15 protein-coding genes are annotated in these 26,244 nt (G+C 33.1%); 10 read left to right on the top strand and 5 right to left on the bottom strand.

Going from position 1 to position 26,244, the window contains the following annotated elements; genetic code table 11:
* The coding region (locus ACJMLZ_RS04690; protein ID WP_405304199.1) for a glycosyltransferase at positions 1 to 2,433 on the bottom strand (2,433 nt) is incomplete at its 3' end.
* Positions 2,434 to 2,593: 160 nt separating this feature from the next.
* Here ACJMLZ_RS04690 and ACJMLZ_RS04685 point away from each other — a divergent pair.
* Positions 2,594 to 3,421: an acyltransferase gene (locus ACJMLZ_RS04685; RefSeq protein WP_405304198.1), complete on the top strand. Its 828-nt coding sequence runs from the start codon at positions 2,594 to 2,596 to the stop codon at positions 3,419 to 3,421.
* A gap of 35 nt (positions 3,422 to 3,456) precedes the next feature.
* Here the strand turns inward: ACJMLZ_RS04685 and ACJMLZ_RS04680 are convergent, their stop codons facing one another.
* Positions 3,457 to 5,082, bottom strand: coding sequence for a hypothetical protein (locus tag ACJMLZ_RS04680; RefSeq protein ID WP_405304197.1), 1,626 nt, complete (start codon positions 5,080 to 5,082; stop codon positions 3,457 to 3,459).
* Between the two features lie 366 nt (positions 5,083 to 5,448).
* Between ACJMLZ_RS04680 and ACJMLZ_RS04675 the strand changes: the two genes are divergently transcribed.
* On the top strand, positions 5,449 to 10,713 hold the full coding sequence (locus ACJMLZ_RS04675; protein WP_405304196.1) for a beta strand repeat-containing protein: 5,265 nt from the start codon (positions 5,449 to 5,451) through the stop codon (positions 10,711 to 10,713).
* Positions 10,714 to 10,787: 74 nt separating this feature from the next.
* On the opposite strand, the gene ACJMLZ_RS04670 is transcribed toward ACJMLZ_RS04675, so the two are convergent.
* The 3 genes from ACJMLZ_RS04670 to ACJMLZ_RS04660 are packed head-to-tail and all read right to left on the bottom strand — an operon-like array spanning position 10,788 to position 13,708.
* On the bottom strand, positions 10,788 to 11,342 hold the full coding sequence (locus ACJMLZ_RS04670) for a methyltransferase domain-containing protein (protein ID WP_405304195.1): 555 nt from the start codon (positions 11,340 to 11,342) through the stop codon (positions 10,788 to 10,790).
* 41 nt (positions 11,343 to 11,383) lie between these two features.
* Positions 11,384 to 12,928: an ATP-binding cassette domain-containing protein gene (locus tag ACJMLZ_RS04665; RefSeq protein WP_405304194.1), complete on the bottom strand. Its 1,545-nt coding sequence runs from the start codon at positions 12,926 to 12,928 to the stop codon at positions 11,384 to 11,386.
* 9 nt (positions 12,929 to 12,937) lie between these two features.
* On the bottom strand, positions 12,938 to 13,708 hold the full coding sequence (locus ACJMLZ_RS04660; RefSeq protein WP_405304193.1) for an ABC transporter permease: 771 nt from the start codon (positions 13,706 to 13,708) through the stop codon (positions 12,938 to 12,940).
* A 305-nt stretch (positions 13,709 to 14,013) separates the two neighbouring features.
* Between ACJMLZ_RS04660 and ACJMLZ_RS04655 the strand changes: the two genes are divergently transcribed.
* From ACJMLZ_RS04655 to ACJMLZ_RS04620, 8 genes are all read left to right on the top strand, one after another.
* Positions 14,014 to 14,832, top strand: coding sequence for a class I SAM-dependent methyltransferase (locus ACJMLZ_RS04655; protein ID WP_405304192.1), 819 nt, complete (start codon positions 14,014 to 14,016; stop codon positions 14,830 to 14,832).
* 98 nt (positions 14,833 to 14,930) lie between these two features.
* Positions 14,931 to 17,501 (top strand): glycosyltransferase, encoded by a 2,571-nt coding sequence (locus ACJMLZ_RS04650; RefSeq protein WP_405304191.1) that lies wholly within the window; start codon positions 14,931 to 14,933, stop codon positions 17,499 to 17,501.
* A gap of 41 nt (positions 17,502 to 17,542) precedes the next feature.
* Positions 17,543 to 19,093 carry a DUF6270 domain-containing protein gene (locus ACJMLZ_RS04645; RefSeq protein ID WP_405304190.1) on the top strand — a complete coding sequence of 517 codons (1,551 nt, stop codon included), beginning with the start codon at positions 17,543 to 17,545 and terminating at the stop codon, positions 19,091 to 19,093.
* A 145-nt stretch (positions 19,094 to 19,238) separates the two neighbouring features.
* Entirely contained in the window at positions 19,239 to 21,551 is a 2,313-nt protein-coding gene (locus ACJMLZ_RS04640) for a glycosyltransferase family 2 protein (protein ID WP_405304189.1), read from the top strand.
* 4 nt (positions 21,552 to 21,555) lie between these two features.
* The gene (locus ACJMLZ_RS04635; RefSeq protein ID WP_405304188.1) at positions 21,556 to 21,807 is read left to right on the top strand and encodes a hypothetical protein; all 252 of its coding nucleotides are present in this window, start codon (positions 21,556 to 21,558) and stop codon (positions 21,805 to 21,807) included.
* Positions 21,808 to 21,987: 180 nt separating this feature from the next.
* Positions 21,988 to 22,602, top strand: coding sequence for a class I SAM-dependent methyltransferase (locus ACJMLZ_RS04630; RefSeq protein WP_405304187.1), 615 nt, complete (start codon positions 21,988 to 21,990; stop codon positions 22,600 to 22,602).
* A gap of 4 nt (positions 22,603 to 22,606) precedes the next feature.
* Positions 22,607 to 23,425 carry an acetyltransferase gene (locus ACJMLZ_RS04625; protein WP_405304186.1) on the top strand — a complete coding sequence of 273 codons (819 nt, stop codon included), beginning with the start codon at positions 22,607 to 22,609 and terminating at the stop codon, positions 23,423 to 23,425.
* 39 nt (positions 23,426 to 23,464) lie between these two features.
* On the top strand, positions 23,465 to 26,152 hold the full coding sequence (locus ACJMLZ_RS04620; RefSeq protein WP_405304185.1) for a CDP-glycerol glycerophosphotransferase family protein: 2,688 nt from the start codon (positions 23,465 to 23,467) through the stop codon (positions 26,150 to 26,152).
* The last annotated feature ends 92 nt before the right edge of the window (positions 26,153 to 26,244 follow it).

Raw genomic sequence — 26,244 nt, 5'->3', positions numbered from 1 at the left:
TTCAAATTTAAGGAAGTGATTTTTGGATATGCTGTAATTGCTTAGCTGTGACATTCGTGCATGTTCTGCAAAATCAATTTTTAAAGCCCATGCAGAATTTTCAGCCGAATTTATTCCGTTAAATCGGGCAAGTATCTCAATGACGCAATTTTCCTTTTCTTCGATTGGAATTTCACAATCAAAATTAAATTGGGATTCTAAAGAGCAATTCAGGAAGTGCTTTGCATTATTTGCATAATAAACAACTTTTGAAGAGTAAGTCTCTTTTTTATTGTTTGTTTTAACAACTTCGATTTCAATGTCTTTATCATCAAAAAAGGACATTAAAAAACCTGAAATAAACAATGTATCCTCTTTTATTTCTATAATGTCAAGCCAAAGTTTGTGGTTGTCGAGTCTGTCAACTAATGTGTTTTCAGCATAAACTCCGGCATATTCCCCATTAAAATTCGAATGAATGTTTTCACAGATTACTGTTCCGTCAGACTTCACATTCACGTCAGCATATTTTATGGCCAGCATATGATGGCTTATGTTTACAGTATCATCTCTTAAAGATAATATGACTTCATCATCAATATATGATAAGATATCCTTGATATGGGCATAGGTTTCTTCGATTTCATTATTTGTTAGAATTTCTGAAACATCTTCGACCTTAAACATCCATTGGATGTCATAAACAATCAGATATTGGATGAATTTTAAAACTTTGCCATGTTTTTCAAGGGAAACATTAATCAGTTCTTTAAAATATCTTTTCAATCGGTCTAGGTAAAAATCTTTTTTCGATGATGATGAATCGATTGTGGATTCGCTTGTACTTCTTTTTCTATACCAATAAATTGCCTGGTTGACAACGCCATAAACAGGTTTTTCTATTAGCATTTTATTTATCATCAATGAATCTTCTGAATTAACCAAATCAGTTTTAAAAGAGTAATTGTTAAGCAGTTCCTTTTTAAAGAATGCAGAACTCGCCGAAAGCTGAGGATAATCCCAATTGTCATTTAAATCAATGATTTTATCTTCCTCAAATTTGTAATTTAATGGATGTTGGCCTTCAGTTTTATCAAAGAAAAATATTGGCACTGAAACAAAGTCAATTTCTGAGTTATGCTTTTCAAAAAATTCATAAACAGAATAAAAAGTGTTTCCACTGAATTTATCGTCACTGTCGAGAAAATTTATATATTTTCCTGTCGCATATTTCAGGCCCAAATTACGGGCGGAACCCTGGCCCTGATTTTCCTGGTATAAATAAAGAATGTTGTCGGGATATAATTCAACATATCTTTTACAGATTTTAGAGGTATTGTCTGTACTTCCATCATCCACTAAAATAAGCTGTATGTTGCTTCCAAATGAAAAGCTTTGGCCGATTAATGAGTTAATTGTTTCATCCAAATAGCTTTCGCAATTATAACATGCCATGACAACAGAAAATATCTTTTCAGCATCCAGTTTTTTAAATTCTTCAAAATTCTCGGATTTAAGGATTTTCGAAACGCGATTATTGACATCCGAATCAAGATTATCTGCTATTTCATTGTCTTTTAAAACTTCATTCAAATCTTCCTTTATCAAGTTAAAGAATTTTTCCTGATATTTGGGTGAGGTTTCAGTAAATCTTGCAAGCTGCAGGTGAATAAAACGGTTAACAAGCAAAATTTTATAGTCTTCATAATTTCCGGTTTCCCTGAATGTTTCACGGATCTGTTTGGAGATGGGCACGATATCCGAATAGTCGCTTTCCTTTGAAATGTCGACTGTGGAACCTTTCCTGTTTACTCTGTAGTAATATAGGAATTCGTCTATCAATGATACTTTTTTTGCCCTTAAGTAAACGTCAAAAAAGAATTTTTCATCTTCAAAAATAAAACCTTCCGGAAATAGGATGTTGTTGTCTTTTAGAAGTGAGTTTTTGTATATTTTATTGTATGGGGTAACCGCAATATTGCATGTGAACTCTTTGGTGTCCTTATGTGTAAAGATATCCTTTTCAAAATCCCTGAATACTCCCATCATGTAGTACCAGACATTGTCTTTGGTCTCGCCGGTTTGGTTGTCATATGTTGCGATTTTGCACATTGCAATGTCCAGGTCGTTTTCTTTAGATTTTGCGTATAACTTTTCAAACATTTCCTCTTCGATAAAGTCATCGCTGTCTACAAAAGCAACATATTCTCCTTGTGCCTGCTTAATTCCCAAATTTCGCGCAGTTGCCTGGCCTCCATTTTCTTTAGAGATTATTTTAATTCTGGAATCCTTTTTAGCATATTCATTTAATATATTCAATGAGTTATCAGTTGACCCGTCATCAATACAGATTATTTCAATATCTGTCAATGTTTGTCTGCAGATGCTGTCAAGACATTCTTCAAGATAGCCTTCAACATTATAAACTGGAACGATAACTGATAATTTATACATTTAAATGACCTGTTTTTGATTAAAAAGTTTAATATTAACTATTAATTACATGATATAAAAATTATTTGTTAAATTTGGGGGAAATTAATAAATAATATTAGTTATACAAATTATTTTACTTAACACTTAACAATTCAATGTTTTAATTAATTGTGGTATTATGGACGTTGTAAAAACTGATGAAAGGAACAATAAAATAATAGGATCTAATCCGAATTTGAAAAATACCCGCATTATTTTTAGGGGAAGCAACAATCGGTTAATCTGTGATGGGAATGTGAATTTGCGCAATTCAATTTTGGATTTTAAGGCAGACAATTCAATAATTTATCTTTCATCAAATAGGAATGATTATTATTTGAATATATCTATTTATAACAATTCTGTATTTTACATAGGTGAAAATTGTTATTTAAATGGTTTATTGAATTTTTCCATTTCCGAGCAAAAGAATATTTTTATAGGAAAAGAGGGGCTGTTTTCATTTGGAATTTGGATGAGAATTGCAGATCCTCACTTGATTTATGATACTGACTCCCTAAAAAGAATTAATCTTAGTAAAAGTATCTATTTGGGAGATCATGTGTGGATAGGCCAGGATGCTTTAATTCTTAAAGGAACCCAAGTAGGTTCAGGCAGTATTATTGGAGCTAAATCTTTAGTTTCCAACAAAAAAATTAAATCAAATTCACTTTGGGGCGGGGTTCCCGCTCGAAAAATTAGGGATAATGTTCTTTTTGAAGGTTCCAGTGTCCATTACTATACTGATGAGCAGACTGAAAATTCTCTTGATTATGAAGGAACAGACTGGATTTATAAAAGTCAAGGGGAAATTTTAAGTTTTGATGAAATTGAATGCAAACTAAATTCTATTAATGATGTTGATGAGAAGATTGAGTATATTCAATCTGTAATCAGTTGCAGGGATTATAATAGATTTTATATTGGTGATGAGGGTAGGCGTTTTTTCAATAAAAAGAAGTTTTAAATCGTGTTGTTGACACAATTTAAAACACATTTTAATTATTTTCTGTTTTCCTCTTCAAGTTCTCTTAGCACTTTGGCCCTAATTCTTGCTTCCATTTCTTCAGGAGTTTCAGCTCTTTCTAACTCTTGTTCTATGGCGTCATAAATATTAGTTTCTGCTTCACTAATTGGAGCTGCATTTGTAGGGCTGTTGTTATTTTGAGATGTACGGCCGGTTAAAATTCCAATTAAGATAATTATTAACAGATAAAATACCAGTAAGTTTGGATATAGGTATCTGTTATCCTGAACAGGAATTGAAACAAAAACAACCAGGATATTCAGCAGATTCGGCAGATAAACCAGAAGAATGTCCTTGGATCTGGTTAAAATATATATTCCAGCCATTGCCAGAAATGCCAAGTACATGTATAATGCAGGGCTGTTGAATATTGTGTCCAATACGATATTTGTTCGGGCATTATAAACAAAGGAATTGACTAGATTATATTGTGCACTACCTTCATTAGCGCAGGTCACGTCCTCAAAACTTGCCGCTTGTGAAGTATGAAATGCTTTGAAGTAATTATCTTTAGTATTTTCAAGGCGAGCACCATCCTCATACAGATAGTAAGGTTTTCCCTGCCAATAACTGTCTCTTGTAATGTCCCAAGTTATTTCCGAAGAGCCCAACATGTATTTTATGAAATGGACTGGATTTTTCAGGGAATATGATACTGCCATTCCAAGATATGTTGCCTTGTTGCTGTCATAAACATCCTGGTTTGCTGTGTTCCGTATAGGATCCGTGAAAAAGCTATTATAATTTTCTTTTATAGTTGTTTCATTAATCATTTCATGTAATTTGGCACTATCTTCAGCACTTAACATATGATGCAGGTCATAATTGGCAAGCATATGTGTGGTTTTTGCAAATACCGCATCCTTTTGAGTATCTTCAACATCATAAACTATATTCAATGATGCTATCAGTAAAATAAATATTATGGCTAAAACAGGCATTTTAATGAAAAAGTTTTCTGAATTGTTATTTTTATATAAGTAATACGCAAAAACAATTATCAACGGCAATATGATGTAAATACCGTTTGGCCTGATTTGGGATACGACTGCCATTACGGCAGATAAAAGTATAATGAATTTTAAACTTACATCGCCCTTTTCATCCACCAATACTTTAATTAAAAAACATAAAAGCAAAAGGAAATAACCGAAAAATATATCTTTCCATAGTGTAATTGCATATATTGCATTAATCGGAATCGCTGAGATGATTAATGTTACTATAACTTGCAGAATGAATTGTCTGTCTTCTGTTATGCTTTTCAAATTGGTGTTTACATAATCTTTTCTGAAATAGTTGCAGATAAACATCCAGATTATTGAAAAAGTTAATATTTGGGCAATTCCAATAATTACCGGGCTGGCATAAATTTTAAGAAGGATCATTTCAATAAATGTGTGGAAAAACGGATGCCAATTGGTATATTCTCCGGTAGCTATCTGGTGCAATTGATTAAATGAATCAAAAGTTAAAATACCTGGATTATAAATATAAAGATAAAATGAAAAAATTATTACAGGTATTAAAAATATTATTAAATCCTTGTAATTAAATCTTTGAATTTTAGATAAAGTTGAGTTTTCTACTTGATTTGCCATAATTTAAATTATACGGATTATTATATTAAAATATATCTATAACTGGTTTCTTGTCTCTTTCAATAAACAAACTCTAATTGTAAAATAAAAGATGAATAAATTTATATTAAACAAAAATCAATGAAAAATAATTTATTGAAATGATAATATGGTTTGAAAATGGTTTAACTAATGAACAGTGTTAAATCACTACAAAAATATTTTGCCATTCAAACTCAATTTACCAAATAAAATTTAAACATGCTTGAAAACTTATTTTTAAAGTCAAATAATCGCATTTATATGTTAAATATTACATAACTAATAACATAGAATATTGTTTCAAATCATACAAACTGATTTGAAAAAAAGTTTTAGGTGGAAAAAATGAAAAGGCAAATAAAAGTTATTTCTTTATTGCTGTTAATCTTTTTTGTATCATTGTCATTTGTTTCCGCATCTGATTCTGACGGATTAATGTTAACAGATGATAGCGGTACAGCAGATGGATATTACACCCTAAATTCAACAGGAAATGATGGAACTGGTGTAAATACTCCTATAAGTAGCAATGACGGAAATCAGAATAATCCAACTGGGGAAAGTAACTCAAAAACTTTCTCGGATTTAAGAAATGCAATCAATTCTGCTGATGAGGGTTCAACTCTTATCTTATACGACGACTACGCTTATGACAGCGGTGTCACATTTGATGGAATCAAAATTGGAAAACAGATTACTATTGACGGTAATGGGCACACATTGGACGGTAAGAATTCCGCTAGAATGTTTCACATAGATGCTGACAATGTCGTTTTGAGAAATATTAACTTTGTAAATGGAAACCCAAATAATAATGGTGGGGGCGCACTCCTTATTCGTGCTTCAAACACACTTATTGAAAACTGTACCTTTACAAGCAACAAGGGTGGTTATGGAGGTGCAATCTTCATGAACAAAGAATATAATTCAAAATTAGTGGCCGGCACAACCATATTATATTGTGAATTCAGTGATAACACTGCTGAAAGTGGTGGTGGAGCCATTTACAGTGAAAGTAAAGAAAATTCAATAGTAAATAACAAATTTACAAACAATAAAGCTAATACAGGACTTGGAGGAGCAGTTTTCATATCCGGTTCGGATAATGAAATATTAAACAATGTATTCACAAGCAACAAAGCTCAACAAAATGACGGTGGTGCTTTGTCTATTAATGAAGCCTCCAACCAGTTAATTGCTAACAACACATTTACCAAAAATACCGGTAAAAATGGGGGTGCAGTCAACCTTTACTATGCTGGAGGTTACACAGTCATAAACAATATATTCGATGAAAATACTGCTACTGATACTGGTGGAGCAATGAGGCTTTCAATTAAATCAACTGCAAGTGTAAGTGAAATTGCAAACAACACCTTCAAAAACAATAAGGCAACACATGGAGGAGCGTTATCTTCAGACAGTGAAATGGCCAAATATACACAAAATATATTCACAAACAATGAGGCCACAGGACCTGGTGGAGCAATAAACCTTAATGGAAAATCCAACGAGATTTCATTTAATGTAATTGAAGAATGCAGTGCTTCCACATACGGTGGAGCGATTTATTTTGTAGGTGATTCAAACAAAATACTCAACAACTACATCAGCAATTGCCATTCAGGCTTAAACGGTGGAGCGATTTACATTGAAGGTGCAAGTGCTACAATAAGTAACAACAACATCAAAAGCAACGATGCGAAAAATTATGGTGGAGCAATCACTATTGCCGGTGCAAGTGCTACAATCAAAAACAATATAATTTCCGATAATTCTGCTAATGAATATGATGGTGGGGCATTGTATATTAATGGTAATAGTGCTGTCATTTCAGGAAACACATTCACTTCCAACAATGCGAAAAAATATGGTGGAGCAATCAAAAACGACAAAACATCTACAACCATAAACTCCAACATATTTAAAGGCAACACCGCTTCAAGAGGTTTGGCTATAGCTAATAATGCAGGAGGTCTTCAATTTACTAACAATGTATTCATTGGTGCTAAAAGCTCAGATTCAACAGTATGGCTTTATATAGCACCATCTTCAAATAAAGATAATATATATACAGGTGATGGCCAAACTTACACAAAAATTTCAACTGCAATAACCTCATCTGATGTTGTTGCCGATTACAATAGTGATGAGATGATTGTCGCTGCTTTAAAAGATGCTTATGGTACCGCTATGTGCGATGTCAATGTTGAGATAAGTGTAGGTAATATAAAAGAAATTTTAACAACCGATGAGTATGGTGAAGCTTCCTTATCCACAAACGGTTTAAATCCGGGCACATACACTGCTGTTATCTCATATGCGGGAAGCGACATTTATGCATCTTCAAAAAAATCAATAAAAGTTACAATAAACAAATTTGATTCAAAATTAATTTCTCAGGATGTCACAGTTGATTATGGTGATGAAAACGGTGAGTTAACTGCAGGTTTATTTGATGATGCTGCCGGCATTCCTATTGCTGGTGCTGATGTAGTATTCAATATTGATGGCAAGACCAGCACTGTTAAAACTGATTCTGCCGGTCAGGCAAAAGTTTCCACTGCCGATTTGGCTCCAGGAAATTACACAGCCATTATTTCATTCAATGGTAATACAATGTATAAAGAAGCGAGCACCAGTGCAAATATTGCTGTAACTAACATTCCTACAAGTATCGATGCAGTTTATGACGTTGATGCAAGAGAGTTGACTGCTACTTTGATTAATAATGTCACCGGTCAGGCTCTTGGTGAAGGCAATGATTTGGTTTTCACTATTGCTGGTGAAAGCCGTTCCGCTAAAACCGATGCTAACGGTCAGGCAAAAGTTTCCGTTGCCGATTTGGCTCCGGGCACTTACACAGCTACCATTTCCTTTGAAGGAGATGTTGGATATAAAGCATCCAGTACTACTGCAGATGTTTTCATTAAAGACAATGTAGTCCTTTCAGCGGTTTATGATGATGGTATTTTGACCGCTACTTTAATTGACAATGTCACTGGTCAGGCTATCGGAGGCGCTGATCTTACTGTAAGTTTCAGTGGTAAGAATTATACTGTTAAAACCAATTCAAATGGTCAGGCTACCGTTCCCGTCACTGGTTTGGCTCCGGGCACTAACACCATTGCGGTATATTATGGAGGCAGTTCCACATACAATCCTGCCGAAGCAAGTGTAGAAGTCTTTGTTAAGGCAGATACAACAATTTCATTAGTTTATAATAGTGCGGCCAGAAAGTTAGTTGCTACTTTAACAAATAATGCTACTGGTGATTCTGTTAAAGGCGCTAATGTTGTATTCACAATCAAAACAAAATCATATAATGTCAAAACTGACTTGAACGGTCAGGCTAAACTTATTACACTTAACTTAGGTTTAGGTGAAAACACAGCTACAGCAACCTATAATGGTAATGTCAAGTATAATCCATCCACTACAACAATCAACTTCACAAACAGAGTGAACACCGCTCTTTTAGCGGTTTATAATGATGCTGCAGAAGAAGTAGTCGTCACATTGATAGACAATGACACAGGAAAAACTCTTGCAAGAGGAAACATCATAGTCAAACTCGCGGGTATAACTTACAAAGGTAAAACAGATGCAAAAGGTCAATTCAGGGTTTCCACAGCAGACCTTGCTCCGGGAACTTATACTGCAACTGTTACATATAAAGGCACCATAAAATACACTCCTTCACAAACATCAGTAAAAGTCCCACTACAAACAGCCACCTGTCTTTCAGCAGTTTACAACGCTAACACTAATCAAATAATTGCTACTTTAACTGATAATGCAACAGGCCAGGCTATTGTAGGCGGAAATATAATTTTCGACGTTAACGGTACAGATTACATAGCCAAAACAAATTCACTAGGTCAAGCTAAAATTTCCACCAAAGACTGGGCTTACGGCACTTACACAGCAGATGTTGATTATGAAGGAAACAGCAAGTACACTGCATCAAGTGCAAGCACTACTTTCACTGTAAAAATAGCAACAATCATTTCAGCGAATTACGATGCAGACACTATGGAAGTAATCGCCACATTAATCAACGAAGTTACAATCCAACCTATTTTAGGCGCTACAGTAACCATCAAAATCAACAAGGTTACCTATAAAGTCAGCACAGACAACAGTGGTCAGGCCAGACTTTCCGTTGCGGATTTCCCATTAGGAACCTACGATGCTGTCATTTCATATGGAGGTAACTCCAAGTACAATCCTACATCCACAAGCTTAAGCGTTCCAGTCAAAGCAAATACCAGTCTTGATGTGGCTTATGATGCTGACGCTAAACAATTCATCACTACTTTAACCAATGATATCAATGGCGAACCTGTCAGTGGTGTTGACGTTAATGTTGAACTCAACGGTGCATCATATACTCTTAAAACCAACTCTAACGGTCAAGTAAGTGTTTCAACAGCTGGTTTCGCTCCAAACGTTTATCCGGCTAGCGTTTCATTTGTTGGCGATTCAAGGTATAATCCTGCTGATGCAAGTATGGATGTCATCATTGATGTGGACACCAAAGTTTCAGCAGTCTACAAGGATGGTATCCTAACAGCTACTTTGGTTAATAATGCTACAGGCAATGGAATCAATGGTGCTGAGCTTCTTGTAAGCTTCGGTGATGTAAATTACACTGTCAAAACAGATTCAAACGGTCAAGCTATTGTTTCTACAAGAGATCTGGCCCCTGGACCATACACTGCTGTTGTATCATTTGACGGCAACGGCGGAAGTCCGTCAAGCACAAGCATTGACATTGATGTTAAGACTGACGGATTCTTCATAGTCGAAGACATTTCCGTTGAATACGGTAGTGATGTCAATTTAGTTGCTAATTTAATCAACTATGCAACAGGTAAAGGAATTGTCGGCGCTACTGTCGGATTTAAATTCAACGGCAAATCATACAGTGCAAAAACAGATTCAAACGGTCAAGCTAAAGTAACCATTTCAGGATTGAACCCAGGAAACTACGAAACAACAGTAACCTACAACGGAAACACAAAATACAACCCTGCAAAAGCAACATTCAACGCACTTGTAAACAAAATCACAACAAGCTTTGACCTATACTATGACAGCCAAACCAACGAGGTTGTAGCCACATTAATTAATGGAGCAACAGGAAAAGGAGTATACGGCGGAACAGTAGGTATCTTCCTCAACAACGTTAAAAACATTATAGTAACCGATAAAAACGGCCAGGCAAGACTTTCACTCGGAAATGTGGATCCAACCACTTTCACAGCATACGCATCATATGCAGGAAACACCAAATACTTTGCAACAGGAAGAACAATCACTCCGGTCGAAAACAAAGTAATTTCATGCATTTCAGCCGAATACAACAAGGAAAGCGATGAAGTCGTTGCCACTTTAATAAACACCGAAACAGACAAGCCAATTGTCGGCGGTACTGTCAGCGTTGTTGTAAACAATGTGAGAAATACCTTAAAAACAGATTCCAACGGCCAGGCAAAAGTGTCCCTGGCAGACAAAGTTCCGAACGTATATGTTGTTGTCAGCTCGTATTCTGGAAACAACAAATACACAGCAACAACCGAAACAAGAAGCATAGTTAAAATATAAAGGAGATTCAATCTCTCCTTTAACTTTTTTTCTTTTTTTAATTTAAATTAGAATTATCTCTAATTGTTTAGGGTTTATTCGAATTTGTATATCCTTAATATTCTGCGATGGTCCTTATCCTCACCGCTTATTTCTTCATAGATATATTCTCGATTGGATGCCCAGGTATCAAAGACGAATTCATCTATTCTGTGATGGTGTCTGAAGTTTGGAACATTCCAGTCGTAAGGCAGTGTGATGATTGCCATATTGCAAATCCTTTCAAGTTCATCGAAGACTTTTACCTGCTCGCCGTAAATTCCTAAATGTTCCAGCACCTGTGATGCGATAACAAGGTCATATTTTTTGTCTTCAATAGGCAGTGGTGTTTTGCTGCAGTTATGTTCTATAAATTCGTTTATTTGGATAGGATAATCATATCTCTTTATGTCCATGATATCGGAACCAACAATGAATGGCGCTTTATATGGTCCTATTTCCAATATGTTGTCAATTTCCATTATTCCATCAAGCATTTTCAAATATTTTAATATTTCTTCATAATGCGCCCAGCGTTCCTTTGTGAAATATTTGTCATCTTCACCGAGTTTTTTGAACATTTCCTCTGTTAAAAATTCTTTATTTGACATTTTTTGGACTCCAAGTAATATTTATAAATTATGCAGTTAAATTATCTGAATTGGATATTTGCAAGTTGCTCATTGCTTGCCTTTTCAGCGTTTTTAATATAGTTATCACAGACCTTATTCACTTCTCCGATTTCCATAACTTTACCATTTTCTATCCAAATGGCCTTATCACATAATTCCCTTATTTGAGGTATTGAATGTGAAACGAGAAGCAGTGTAGTTCCAGTATCTATAAGTGATCTTAGTTTATCTCTACTTTTTTTCTTGAAGGTAATGTCTCCAACACTTAATATTTCATCAATGATTAATATGTCTGGTTCTACTATTGTAGCAATTGCAAAACCGAGCTTTGCAAGCATCCCGGAGGAATAATTTTTGATTGGAAGATCAATATATTCTCCAAGCTCTGTAAATTCAATAATTTCATCCATTTTACTTTCTAAAAATGCTTTGTCATAACCTAGAACGGCACCGTTCAAAATGATGTTTTTTCTTCCGGAGTAGTTTCTGTCAAATCCCGCACCTAATGAAAGCAATGGTGAAATCATTCCATTAACGTTAACTTTACCTGAATCCGGTTGATATATTCCGGAAACCACTTTCAGCAATGTTGATTTTCCAGCACCGTTGTATCCTATTATTCCAATTTTCTCTCCCTGATATATTTTAAAGCTAACATCGTTTAATGCATGAATCCTTAGTTTTTTGTTCTTTTTCCTTTTGACGCCATTAATGAATTTTTCTTTAATGGTTTCAACTTTTTCTGTTTCAACGTTAAAGGTTAAATCAACATGTTCTAGTTCGATTGATACCTGCTGCTGATAGTCTGGGATGATTCCAGTTAAGATATCATCTACATTTTGTGGTTTTTCTTCAGGTTTTTTGTCTTTTGATTCGCCGATAACTTTTTCAGTGTTTTCAGCAGGTTTTTGTGCGGGTTTTTCGCTGACTTTAGTGTCATCTACTGGTTTTTGTGCAGGTTTTTCGCTGACTTTAGCGTCATCTTGGGTTGGTTGCTTTTGCGGGGTTATACTATCTGAAGCTGGCAGCTCAGGCTCTTTAATGGATAGTTTGTTCATTATCCTGCTGATTCCTTTTTTATCTTTTGATTTAGGTTTATCTTTGTCTGGTTGTTTTTGTGGTTTTGTATTGTTTGCAGCTGGTTGTTTCTTCACTGGTTTTTTATCTTTTACCTCTTCAGCAATCTTTTCAGAACCTTCTTTGTTTAATTGGTGTTGAGGGGTTATTACTTCAACATTTTCCCGACTTTGCAGTTTAATGTTTGACTTTTTATTTTTGCCGGAATTGGTATTGGCAGTTGTATTTTTTGATTGCACAGATTCCTTTGCTTTTAGCTTGGAATTTGCATTCTGTGGTTTTTTTACATCATCCTGTTTTTTTGAGTTGTTATCATTAGAGGGATTTTGTTGATTTTGTTCCAATTTAATTAAAATTTTTTCAGCTTCTTCTGCGGTTATGTCAAATTTTTCCATCAATTTTTTTATAATCTTTTCTTTTTGAGGATCTTCTTTTTGTGTGTTATCCACGGTTCTTTTAAATTTTAAAGTTTTGTCTTTCTGATTCATTTTAACCCTCTAGAATTTTAATGCAATTTTCGGATTATATTTCTTAAATACGATTAATCCAAATACAAATATTATTGTTGAAAGTAACAGTGAGTTTGCCATGTAAAGTGTGCTTGGTACTGTTCCATAAATGAACAATGACCTAAATTGATTCACTAACCAAAATACAGGATTTAAAATTAGGTATTGGTAGTATGGATTCGGAACCATTTCCATAGGATAAAATATTGCACATGAATAAAAGAGTACTTGTCTTAACACTCTCCATAAATATGCTGTATCTGAATAATAGACCTCACATATTGATAACATTAATCCTAGTCCAATGCATAATATAAATGCTGAAATTACAGGAATTATTGAAAGAGGCATTGTTTGAGGATAAAATGGTGCTCCCAATACAAATATTACTGCAATTACAAGAGCTGAATCAATTATAAAATTCAAAAATTCAGATATTACTGCACCAATGATAAAAATGTGTTTTGGGGCTGATGTTTGAAGTAAGATGCTTTTGTTTCCTCTAATAGCATTTATGCAGAGATTGGTCGAAGCTGAAAAAAAGTCAAACATCGCCTTACCGCATAACAGATAAACCGGATAGTATTCAATTGATCTGGAAAACAATGTTGAAAATACTACGGTAAATATTATCGCCATACATAACGGTTGCAGTACACTCCAAAAAATTCCTAATACGGAGTCTTTATATTTTGCAGAAAAATTTTTTTTAACTATTTCAGTCAATAAAAAAAATTCATTTTTTTTAATTAAATTCATAAAATCCCTATCATCGTTAATTTTAAAATAATTTTATGTAATATAGCATAAAAACTTATCTAATATTATATATATTAACATATTCAGTATTTAAAATTTAGGTAATAACCATTAAAAAACAATTTTTTTACTTAATATAATCTATGTTTTGGCATTATTTGATGGTTTATTTTGAATTTCATATTCTAATTGGGAAAGTTTTATTTATAATTAATAATATAAACTAACTTTAATATAAATGAGAAGATTTAAATTATCAAATCTTTTTTCAGATAAATTTAATTATTAAATATGCGGTGATTCAATTGCAATTGGAAAAAGACACGGATTTGGTAGAGAAATTCATTGATTTGAAAAATCAGAATAATTCTTTAATATATGAAATAAATTTAATTAAACAGTTATTACTAAAGGAATCCAAGTTGGATTTTAAGAAGTATCACTTTTGCCCGATATGTGGCGAGCTTTCCATTTTTAATTCAGTTAAATTTGGTAAAACTCCAAGATATTATGCTCAATGTCCAAATTGCGGATCATTGGAACGTCATAGATTGGTGTTCTTTTTATTTTTAAATAAGTATTGGGATTTGTTAACCAATAAAAACATTAAACTTCTGCATTTTGCTCCAGAAGACATGTTTTATGATTTCTTTAAGAAACATTCCAATATTGATTATTTTCCGGTAGACATTAATCCAGTAAAATATGATGCAAAAAACATTCTTTTAAGGGACCTTGTTAACATGGAAGACATCCCTTACGACGACGATGAGTTTGACGTTATCTATAACTGCCATGTACTGGAGCATGTGCCTGATGATATCAAGGCAATGGGAGAGCTGTATAGGGTTCTTAAGCCAGATGGGGTTTGCATAATAATGATTCCTCAATTTCCTTATTTGGAGGAAACTTTGGAAAAAGAAGAGTATAACACCCCAGAATTGAGATTAAAATATTACGGTCAAAGGGACCATTTAAGAAAATACGGAATGGATTTCAGAGACAGATTGGAATCTGTTGGTTTTAATGTTCAGGAAGTAAAAACAGATGATCTTGTCCATTTTAAAGTTGATATAAATTTATTAAGATTAACTACAGATACAATATTTATTTGCACTAAATAATGTATCATTGGAGTGATATTTAAAAAGCGAAATGGAGTGGATTATTAATTTCATTTTCGAGATGGAAAATGCGATTAGTATTAGTGTAGTTGATGATTATGGGTTATAAAATTAGTATAATTGTGCCGGTTTACAATGTTGAAGATTATCTTAGAAATACGTTGGATTCAATTGTTTCACAGTCATTTGGTGTGGACAATCTTGAGGTTATCCTGATAGATGACAAATCCACAGACGGCAGTGCAGATATCATTAGGGAATATGCCGATAGATATGATAATTTTAAGGGGATATTCTTCGATGAAGGCAGCGGATTTCCTGGAAAGCCAAGAAATGTAGGTTTGGAACATGCAACTGCAGAGTATATCATGTTTCTGGACTCTGATGATTGGCTCGAGGAAAATGCATGCGAAGTGCTTTATGAGTCAATAGTCGATGAGGATGCGGATATTGTTTGCGGAAGTTTCACTAAGGTTAATACTGATGGAATTAGGGATATAAATTATGCCGGATGGACGGCAACTTTAACTTCTCCTGATGATTCTAATGGGCATGAAAATGCAGTGGAAATGGTCAGTGATCCTGATTTCAAGCTAGTTGTGACAAATTTGGAAAAAAATCCGACAATTTTGGGAAATGCAAATGTCTGGGGAAAGATTTTCACAAAAGACCTTATATCAACCAATAATATAACATTTCCTGAGGATATTGTTGCTCAGGATTCAGTTTTTTTATTTGAATCCTTTTTGAATGCGCGTAAAATCGTTTTTATAAATGACATAATTGTTAATTACAATAATGAAAGGTCTGAGATTGATGACAAGTCAATTACATATGTTAAAAATAAAAATAATTTATATGGTCGAATCAAGGCATATGAATTGATGCATGAGATCAGCAAACGTTTCTCCAAAGAAAAATTGTTTTACAAGTATCTGTTGAGCGGTAAACTGAGATATTGGTTTAAAGAGCATCTGTTAAAATCCAAAGTATCCACTTTTGAAATTGAAGATATTTTCAAAAGGTATTCCCATTTATTTAGCAATTCTTATAAGGCAACTAAAATACCTAAAGGATTTGAAGATGTTTTTAGAGAAATTAGCAATGGCAATTTTGATATTGCGGCATCAAACGCTTCAAAATTGCAGTCAAGATATTATCCTAAAAGTGACAATCCAATTAAGGTATCAGTAATCGTCCCTGTATACAATAATGAGAAATTTCTGAAAAAATGTTTGGACAGCATTGCAAACCAGACATTAAAGGAAATTGAGATAATCTGTGTTGATGATGGCTCTTCAGACGGTTCTCTTGAAATTTTGAATGAATACAAATTAAAAGATGAGCGTTTCAAAATCATATCACAAGTAAATTCTGGAGCAGCCATTGCACGAAACAACGGTTTGAAAATTGTAAATGGAGATTTTGTAGCTTTTGTTGATTCTGATGACTGGCTTGAATTGGATGCTTTGGAAAGATTGTATGATAATGCGGTTTCAAACGGATCAGATATGGTATTGTTTAATTCAGTTGAACATCAACAGGACAATAAATTAAAAGAAAGGATTTACATAAGAGACGACAATATCAAAAACCACAATTATTTCACTTTTAATTATCGCTATAGAAAGAATTTTGTGATGAATGGATATCTTGTGATATGGTCCAAATTATACAGGACTTCATTTTTAAAAGATAATGACCTCCAGTTTACAAATCATTTGATTTTCAATGATGTTCAGTTCCATATAAAATCTATGCTTGCGGCTGAAAAGATTTCATACTGCCCATATATACTATACAATTATTTGAGAATCAATCAGCCTTCACTTCAAAATAGGATAGGCTTGTCTAAAAAGAGTTTTGTTCTGCTGGACATCATGGATGAAATTAAGGAATATTTGATTGACAATGGATTTTATGATGAATTTGAGTCAGATTTTATCAGATTTAAATTAAATGAGCTTCAGGGAAGATTAAATAAAATAGGTGAGTCCAACAAGGAAGAGTTCTATCAATTGCTTAAATCTGATTTCCAAAACATGCAGTTTACCAATGACCAAATAAAAAGGATTCCCGGTAAAAATTACAGGTTTTTTGCGGATGTCCTTACTTATGAGAACCATTTTGAATATTATTATTATCAGGATAGCCACCTTGAATATGGTAATATCGATACGGACTCTAAAAGATTATTGGACGATAAAAGTAAGCTGATTGCTGATTTGAACAATGAAATTCAAGCTTTAAAAAATAAATCCCAACAGTCCGTTGTGGAAACTAAAGAGGATGGATTTGAATTCTTAAAAGATTACATAATTTCAATGGAATCATCAATCAACAATCTTCAGAGGGATAATAGGAAGCTTAGGGATGATTTGGAAAAAGCCAGAAAGGCACGTTCAAGTGATGAAAAGATAATCGAATCATTAACTAAAGTCAATCATGAATTCAGCAATCTTCAAGATGACTGTGAAAGCTTGCGCATTAAAGGTGAAGAGCAACAAAAAGTCATTGATAATTTACTGGCTGAAAAAAATGATTTGGATTTGAAAATAGAAAAGTTATTGACTGAAAATAATAAGTTAAAATTAGAAAAACAGGAGTTTGAATCATCAAACAGTTGGAAAGTAACCAAACCTCTTAGAATGATTAATAAATTGAAATAATTTGAGGGCAACTGAATATAAATGTTATTAGGAGTTATTATATGAGTTTAAAGGAATTTTCCGCAATGGGATCATGTTGTTCCAGGATAATTTTTAACAGTGATTTCACACCGGATTATAAAAAGTTTATGCATATCAATTTTTCCGTAGAAGGAGGATCTCTTATAAGTCTGATGTCAAAACCAGTCGATTTTGATATGGATCTTTTAACTGCCGAAAAACCTTTTGACAATACCTGCGTTGAAAACGACTTTTCAAAAAAATATCTGGATTTTTTAAAGACCTCCAATCTTGAATACATTCTTATGGATACCTATTTTGATTTGGCTAATTTATTGCTTTTAGATAACGGATCCTATGTTTCAAATACGGCCAGATTGCGCAGAACTGAATTGTATAACACTTTGGAGATTACTAAAAAAATAAACGTTCTTGATAATGTGGACGAATTCATTTCCTTATGGAAAAACGCTTGTGATTCCTTTTTTGATTTCCTTAATGAATACTGTGCGGATACCAAAGTAATTCTTAATTGCGCTCGTTTGGCTTATAGATATGAGGAATCAAATGGAAACATTGTCATACATGAACCATTTTTGAAAAGGGCTCTTGAGCAGAATCATATTCGAGATTTGTTGGAGACTTATCTGCTTGAAAATTATGATGTTGATGTTCTGTCATTTGACAGGAATACCCTTTTGGATAAAAATCATGAGTTTGGATTTGACCCTTCCCATTATACTTCAGATTATTATCCAACCAAACTAAGCCAGCTGGTTGAGATTATTCAAAGAAATGAATATTTTGATTCATACGATAATGAAATCAATTCTGAAATCAGAAAATTAAAACGGAATAATGAAATACTCAAATTCCAAAATTGGGATTTAACTGAATATGCCAATAAGGATAATATTATTGAAAGAAGTTTCTGTCCGATTTGTGGTAAAATAAGTGTTTTTGAACCATTTGGCGAACATCTTCGGGAAAATGCTAAATGCCCTAATTGCGGGTCTTTGGAAAGGCATAGGCTAACATATCTATTGTTACAAAATAATTATCAGGAATTAATCAACAGAAAACAAGTCAAGTTATTGCATCTCATGCCGGATACAGTTTTTTATAAGTATTTCAGCAATTTGTCCAATATTGATTATTTCCCTGTAGATAGTGATGTCAGGGATTATGAGTCAAAAGATATGGGTTTAACTAAAGAAACTGATTTGGAAAACTTACCATGGGAAAATGACGCTTTTGACATTATTTACAATAGTCACGTTTTACAGAATGTCCCAAATGATATTGGGGTCATGAAGGAATTATATCGTGTCCTTAAGCCTGACGGCATTTGTATAACTGCTGTTCCGTATTCAAATGAGCCTAATACCATTGAAGAGGAGATTAATTCTCTTGATTCAAATCAGGGTGGAAAAGCACCTTTTAGAAAGTATGGTTTGGATTTTAAAGATAGGTTAGTTTCCTGTGGTTTTGATGTTATTGAACTTGAAAATACTGATATTGTAAGATCAGGCTTTGATTTCAATTCTTACAAATTAGAATCTTCTGGTTCAATATTCATCTGTACTAAATAATTTCAGAATAACTCCATGCTAAAATTATTATTAATGGTTGTCTAATAAATTGAAATCAATTTAAATAATTAAATACTATTAATTATATACTCTTATATTAATATTGAAAAATTAACAAGGATATTCGCTTAATCGAGGTTTTAAAATGGATGAAACAAATTTCATGATTTCAGTTGTTGTTCCAATTTCTGATTATAAAAACTCTCCACAGAACATATTCGATTCAATCTACCATCAAACTATCGGATTTAATAATATTGAGTTAATTTTTGTAGTTGATTCCTCTCTAATCAACTTTAATAAAGCCTTGAGGGACTATTCAGCGGAATATTCTAATGTTAAAGTTATTTTTGTAAATAAGAAGCGCAATTATTCCGGTGAACTTAAAAATATTGGGGTTTGCAATTCTGCTGCGGATTATATCATTTTCCTTGAAAATGTGGATAAATTATACGATGGTGCTTTCAAATTATTGTATGATAAAATTGAGTGCAATTATGATATAGTCTCCGGAAATTGGCTTGTATCTGCCAGTAATGATAAAAAGAAAAATAAATGGGAAAGCATTGATTTGCAGAATGGTGAGAAGGTTATCAGAAACCTTTTAGAAAACAATGAGGTTTTCACTTTCCCATCGGCCATTTCATCTAAAATTTTTAAAAAATCAATAATCGATGAAAATAATCTTAAGTTTCCAGAAAATGTTCCTTGTGACGATTTGGTCTTTTTATCTGAATATCTTTTAAAATCACGAAATATTCTTTTGACTGATGAGTGTATTTTGGAATACTCTAAAGAGGATGACATTTGGGGAAGTCCAATTGAAACTGAAAGTAAAGATTATCTGTTGGGACTCATGGAGACATATGTAGAATTGAATTATCTCTTTAAGCCGGACAATAATCTTGTAAAAAAACTCATTTATCATCTAAACTATTGGTTCGATCTATTTATCAAATCCAAATTAACAATTTTTGAAAGATTCGAAATTTTAAAATTTTCTGAATTCATTTTAAAAGAGTTTAAGGATGATTTGACTTCCGATTTCAAATTGCTTGCCGATTTGGTCAGTCAAAAAAGATTTTATGAAGCAAGCATTTTTTCAAATTTATTGAATAAAAGATTGACTTTCAAAAACTCCAATTTCCCAGGTACGTATAGAAAATTAGGAAGCGAGCTTGATGAATTCAGACAATCAGTAAATGATAATTCCCGAAAGTATATGATTGATGATAAAATTAATAAGTTTGCAAATGATTTGGCAAATTTCAATATTGGGCTTCGCATATTCGACAGGTTCATCAGGGATTATAACAATGAAGATACATTTAGAGCCCTAAAGCTAATTAAGGACTGGGAGCTTTTCAATAAAGATTTTTATATCCGAAATCAGGGTTATGATTTTGACTTGGATCCTCTTTTGCATTATATCTGTTGGGGATATAAGGAAGGCAGAAAGCCGTATTCAAGTTTTGATGTGATTTTCTATAGGGATTTTTATGAAGATGCGTATAAATCCCATTTAAATCCATTGGTTTATTTCGTTCTTCAGGGCATAAATAAGGGTGAAGTTAAAATTAATGTAAATAAATATGCCAAACCTATGAATTTTGTCGATAAAACCGTTTTTGAAGATAAAATAAGCAATTTCAATGCTTGCGGCATTACTGAAACTAAGAGAGATACACAGTTGATTGTCTCTTTAACTTCTTTTCCTCAACGTATGTATGAGCTGCATTATACATTATATTCCCTATTGAACCAGGACTTGAAACCGGACAAAGTGATATTATGGCTGGCTGAAGACCAGTTCCCTAATGGTGAAGATGACATTCCGGAAAATGTTTTGAACCTTAAGAAAAATGGTTTGTCCATTGAGTGGTGTGATAATATATCTTCCTATAAAAAGCTTATTCCATCATTGGAGGAATATCCTGATGATATTATTGTCACGGCCGATGATGATTTGTTCTATCCTACAAATTGGCTGAAAACATTATATGATGAACATATAAAATATCCCGACCTTATTATTGCGCATAGGATAAGAAAGATTCATTTTAATGATTATTTAATGTCAGAATATGGGGAATGGGACTTAAGTTTTGATGAAGAGCCCCCTTCATTTTTAAATTTCTCAACAAATGGTGCAGGAACCCTTTTCCCACCAAATTCATTATATGAACTTGTTTTGGATGAAGAGTTATTTAAAAAGTTATGCCCTACTGCGGATGATGTCTGGATTTGGGCAATGGCTGTTTTGAACGATACTAAAATAAAAGGTGTCAAAAACAGCTATACAAAGTTAACTTATGTTAATCTTGCCCGAGAGTTAAATATGTTAAACCAAAAGACATTGTATTCCGTCAACAAGATGGTGGGCAACAACCAACAAGTTGAAAATGTCTTGTTTGAATTTCCAAAAATTTTAGAAAATATTGTAAAGGATACCAGGTGATTAAATGAAAAATGATTCTGATTTATATGACATTGAACGAGTTTATCGTGGTGAAATAGATAAATTTGCCAATAAATCCTCAAATCTTGTGAAAATAGCTGATGATTTACTTAAAAGTGATTCTGAATTTTCCAGATTGAGTCTTGAAAATCAAAAATTGAATAAGGAAAATCATTTGTTACAGGAGAAAATTCGCTTTTTGGAAGAAAGTATTGAAAATTTAAAAAGGGAATTGGATAAATTGAAGTCAAATTAAGATTCCACTTATCATATTTTCAATGAATTGGAATTTTAAGATATATTTTATTGCATTATTTTTCTTTTAAAAAATTATTATTGCTTATGGTAGAGCTCATTTTAATCAAATTTTATATAGATTACTGTAAACTTTTAAATATTTTCAATACAATAATATTATTAATACGGAGGTTTTTTTATGCATAAGAATTCACATTCAAAAATGGAATGGTTTAGAAATACATATTTATCAAGTGCCGAAAAATTGGAAATTTTGGACGTCGGATCTTTAGATGGTAGTGGAAAATACAATTATTCTGATATTTTTGATGAAAGAAATTGGAACTACACCGGTTTGGACATTCAAGCAGGAAACAATGTGGATATTGTCGTTACAGACATTTATAATTGGTTTGAAGTTGAGGACAATTCTTATGATGTTGTCATTTCCGGTCAATTTTTCGAACATTTGGAATTTTTCTGGCTCACCATGTCTCAAATTGAAAGAGTACTAAAACCTGGAGGTCATGTTTGTATTGTTGTCCCTTCCAGCGGACCTAAACATGGCGGGGATATGCCTAATTGCTACAGGTTTTATGAAGACGGTCTAAAAGCCATGGCAAAATATGTGAATTTGAATGTTCTCCATGCCTCTGTGGACTCAAGAGAGGAAGCTAAACCTTGGTATGATGCATGCTTGGTGGCTAAAAAAGAAGGTTCTTCATCAACTGCTGAAACAAAAGAACTTGAAAATAGAATAAACAATCTAGAAGGTAAATTAGACAGCATTTTAGAAGCACTTCAAAATAGATGATTTTATGGAATCCGTCAAATCAATTAACGATATTGAAAATTTAGAAAAAAATAAGGTTTTGGGAAATCCTGAGATTTCCAATTCCACTATCTCTTTCAAGGGATATAATAACATATTGTACTGTGAAGGCAATGTCAAGATTGTAAATGCAAATTTCTCATTTTTAGGCAACAATTCTATTGTTTACTTATCCTCTAGTCAGAATTCACAATATTCTTTTAATCTTGTTGTCTATAACGAATCAACTTTTTTCATTGGACGGGAATGCAATATGAGCTCCCCAATCAATATAAACATTCAAGAGAATCAAAATGTAATAATCGGTGCGGAGTGCAGTATTTCCAGTGGCGTAAACATAAGGACTTCCGATATTCATCCTATTTATGATAATGATTCTAAACAAAGAGTTAATAATGCTAAAAGCGTTTTCATTGGAGACCATGTCTGGATTGGACATCTTGCATATATTTCTAGAGGTGTCAAAATAGGTTCCGGTTCAATAGTGGAGAATTATTCATTCGTTCCGCACAACGCCAGGATATTTTCAAATAATCTGGTTGTTGGTAATCCCGCCAGAATAGAACGGGAAAATGTATTTTATATCAAAGACTTTTTAGGATATCACAGAGCTGAAGATTCATTAAACTCCCAAGATTATAAAAGTGATGTTTTCATTTATGAGATTGATAGTCAGGAAACTTTGGATTTGGATAAGATAGATCATATTTTGAAGGATTTGACTATTGATGATAGATTGGAGTTTATTCAGAAGTTATTTGTTAGAAACAAGCGTAAAAACAGATTTACTATAAAAAGAAGATGAATCTTATTTGCCATATTGAATGTTAAAGGAGGTAACAGTTTGGGATTTAAAATTTCAGTTGTAATGGCTGCGCATAATAGTGAAAGCTATATTTCTAGCGCAATTGAATCCATTATCAATCAAAGCCTGGATTTTAAAAGAAATATCCAAATTGTTATAATTGACGATGGAAGTTCTGACGATACTTCCTTAGTTGCTGAGTATTATCAAGAAAAGTTTCCAGAAAATATTCTCTTTTTAAGAAACGATAAAAATTACGGTCCTGCTTACTCCAGAAATCGTGGTTTGGGCCATATAAGTGGTGAATTTGTAAATTTTTTAGATAGTGATGATTACATTACCGAATATGCTTTTAGTCAGGCTTTGGATTTATTTAAAAAGCATGATGAAGTTGATATTGTTTCCATGCCAATTTATTATTTCGGCGCAAGAAAAGGGGAACATATTCTTAATTATAAATATGATAAGGCTCGGGTCATAAATCTGGAAGATCATCCGGAGTATATCCAGCTTTCAGGAGCATCATCCTTTTTTAGAGTTTCCAAATTAAATAATTATAAATTCGAGGAATCCTTAAAGGTTTCAGAAGACCCTCTTCTGATTAATCAAATGCTTTTGGATAATCCTCATATTGGATTTTTAGACGGATGCGCTTACTACTACAGAAAACATGACCATCAAAAATCGTTGATTGGAGCCTCTTCAAACCGCAAATCCTATTATACTACAAGAGTGGACAATTATTTTTTAAAGCTTATTGGATTTGCCTTAGAGAAGTATGATGAAGTCCCAAAATTCATTCAGCATGTATTAATGTATGATTTGCAATGGATTTTTGAAATTAAAAGTATCAGTCATCTGTTAAACAGGGATGAAGTATTTGAGCTTTATGCAAAGTTAATAGAAATTTTATCGTATATTGATACTGATGTCATAATGTTTCAAAAATCGATTCCAGGTCATTTGAAAGCGCATATCATGCTTTTGAAAAAATATGGTGTAGAGTATTTGACTGAAAATAAAGACAGCTCCAAAGATGATTGCAATCACATTGAAGAACTTGATTTCGACAAGGTCAATATTGATATCTGCCAAATACAAGACGATGAAATCTATGTATTGGGCTATATTACAAATTTCACAGTTGACCCTGAAATCAAAATTATAATAAATGGCGATAGGGAAATCCCAATCAATAAACTCGAATTCCCTCAAAGGGACAATTACTCATTGAATTTCAATTATGGATTCAATCATCACTTTGAGGTTTCCATTCCAATTGAAGTCGGATTGACAATCGCTTTTAAAGTCAATGGCCGTGATATGATTCCGATATATGGCCATACTTCAAGACTCTCTAAAATATCAGGATATATGCTGTCAGAAAAGTATCTTGTCATAGATGAGGGAAATCATATTTCCGTTTTGAAGAGAACATTTACAGATACCTTTAAAAACGAACTCAAAACATTAAAGAACATGTTGCTTAATAGAGAAGAGGGTTGGAGAACAGGCGTAATACTCAGGCTGCTGTATTTCATTGTTTATCCATGGTATATTGATAAGAAAATTTGGATATTTTTGGATTTGCCATACAGTGCAGACGACAATGCTTTCCAGCTGTTTAAATATGTGGTTGATGTAAACGACAATAAAATCGACAAGTATTTCGCCATTTCAAAATTTGATTATGAGGTCAATGATGTTGAAATCATGGCCAATAAGTATCGTTCAAGCTCCCGCATGTTTAAAATCAGAAGGTTGTTGGGTTTGGGAACTCCGAGCAGCGAATATCAAAAGATTTCCGATATTGGTTTTGAAGTTCCTTTCAGATCCATGAGGCATAGGCTTCTTTCATTGTTTGCAGAGGTCATTATTTCTTCACAGCCGGACAATAACATTATTTATCCGTTTTGGGGTAATTTCCCATATCTTGCAGGTCTTGTAAGGTCAAAAACAGTATTCCTGCAGCATGGTGTTACAAAGGATGACACATCCTCCTGGCTGAACAAGTACGATAAAAACATTGATTTTATCTTGACAGTTTCTGAGGCCGAAAAGAAATCCTTCATCGAATATAATTATGGATATCCTGAGGATTCCATTCATGTTTTGGGTTTCCCAAGATTCGATAGGCTGGAAAAATTGGAGGACAACAGGGAGATTGTTGTAATGCCTACCTGGAGAAGACATTACATTAACCTTGAGGATAAGGTTTTTGTCAAAACCAAATTTTTCAATGCATTCAATAATCTTTTAAATGACAAAGAACTGATTGAATTTTTAGATTCTGAAGGTTACTCCTTGGTATTCAAGCCGCATCCTAATTTAAATAAATTCATTCATCTGTTTGACAGAAATGATAAAGTTGACTTTATTGATGATAGCTATTCTGAAATATTCAATCATTCATCTCTGCTCATTACTGATTATTCTTCAGTCGCATTTGACTTTGCATATATAGACAAACCGGTCATATACTATCAATACAGTAAGGATTATCATTTTGATGTTGATTCAGCTTACTTTAAGTATGATACAATGGGATTCGGTCCAATTGCAAAAACTCATGAAGAGATTAAAAATGAAATCATCGCTTTGGTTTTGAATGAGTGCGAAATGGAAGACACCTACAAAAATCGTGTTGAAGAGTTCTTCAAGTTCCGCGACCATGAAAATTCAAAAAGAGTATTTGATGCGATTAGGGAAATGGACTTTTCACACTAGCCGAATAATTCAAATCATATTCATTTAAACATTTATTGATTGCTAAACATTCAATTTAATTAACTATTTTTTTAAGTATTCAATAGTCATTG

The sequence above is a fragment of the Methanobrevibacter sp. genome (assembly GCF_045126245.1).
Taxonomy (GTDB): Archaea; Methanobacteriota; Methanobacteria; order Methanobacteriales; family Methanobacteriaceae; genus Methanocatella.
This window is presented reverse-complemented; position numbering and strand designations above follow the sequence as displayed.

What these genes read in the sequence shown, in the direction of transcription:
- ACJMLZ_RS04685 (WP_405304198.1), top strand. Translation starts at nt 2,594, where the DNA reads ATGGACGTTGTAAAAACTGATGAAAGGAACAATAAAATAATAGGATCT.
- ACJMLZ_RS04635 (WP_405304188.1), top strand. Translation starts at nt 21,556, where the DNA reads ATGAAAAATGATTCTGATTTATATGACATTGAACGAGTTTATCGTGGT.
- ACJMLZ_RS04670 (WP_405304195.1), bottom strand. Translation starts at nt 11,342, where the DNA reads ATGTCAAATAAAGAATTTTTAACAGAGGAAATGTTCAAAAAACTCGGT.
- ACJMLZ_RS04650 (WP_405304191.1), top strand. Translation starts at nt 14,931, where the DNA reads ATGGGTTATAAAATTAGTATAATTGTGCCGGTTTACAATGTTGAAGAT.
- ACJMLZ_RS04645 (WP_405304190.1), top strand. Translation starts at nt 17,543, where the DNA reads ATGAGTTTAAAGGAATTTTCCGCAATGGGATCATGTTGTTCCAGGATA.
- ACJMLZ_RS04630 (WP_405304187.1), top strand. Translation starts at nt 21,988, where the DNA reads ATGCATAAGAATTCACATTCAAAAATGGAATGGTTTAGAAATACATAT.
- ACJMLZ_RS04660 (WP_405304193.1), bottom strand. Translation starts at nt 13,708, where the DNA reads ATGAATTTAATTAAAAAAAATGAATTTTTTTTATTGACTGAAATAGTT.
- ACJMLZ_RS04680 (WP_405304197.1), bottom strand. Translation starts at nt 5,082, where the DNA reads ATGGCAAATCAAGTAGAAAACTCAACTTTATCTAAAATTCAAAGATTT.
- ACJMLZ_RS04665 (WP_405304194.1), bottom strand. Translation starts at nt 12,928, where the DNA reads ATGAATCAGAAAGACAAAACTTTAAAATTTAAAAGAACCGTGGATAAC.
- ACJMLZ_RS04675 (WP_405304196.1), top strand. Translation starts at nt 5,449, where the DNA reads ATGAAAAGGCAAATAAAAGTTATTTCTTTATTGCTGTTAATCTTTTTT.
- ACJMLZ_RS04625 (WP_405304186.1), top strand. Translation starts at nt 22,607, where the DNA reads ATGGAATCCGTCAAATCAATTAACGATATTGAAAATTTAGAAAAAAAT.
- ACJMLZ_RS04640 (WP_405304189.1), top strand. Translation starts at nt 19,239, where the DNA reads ATGGATGAAACAAATTTCATGATTTCAGTTGTTGTTCCAATTTCTGAT.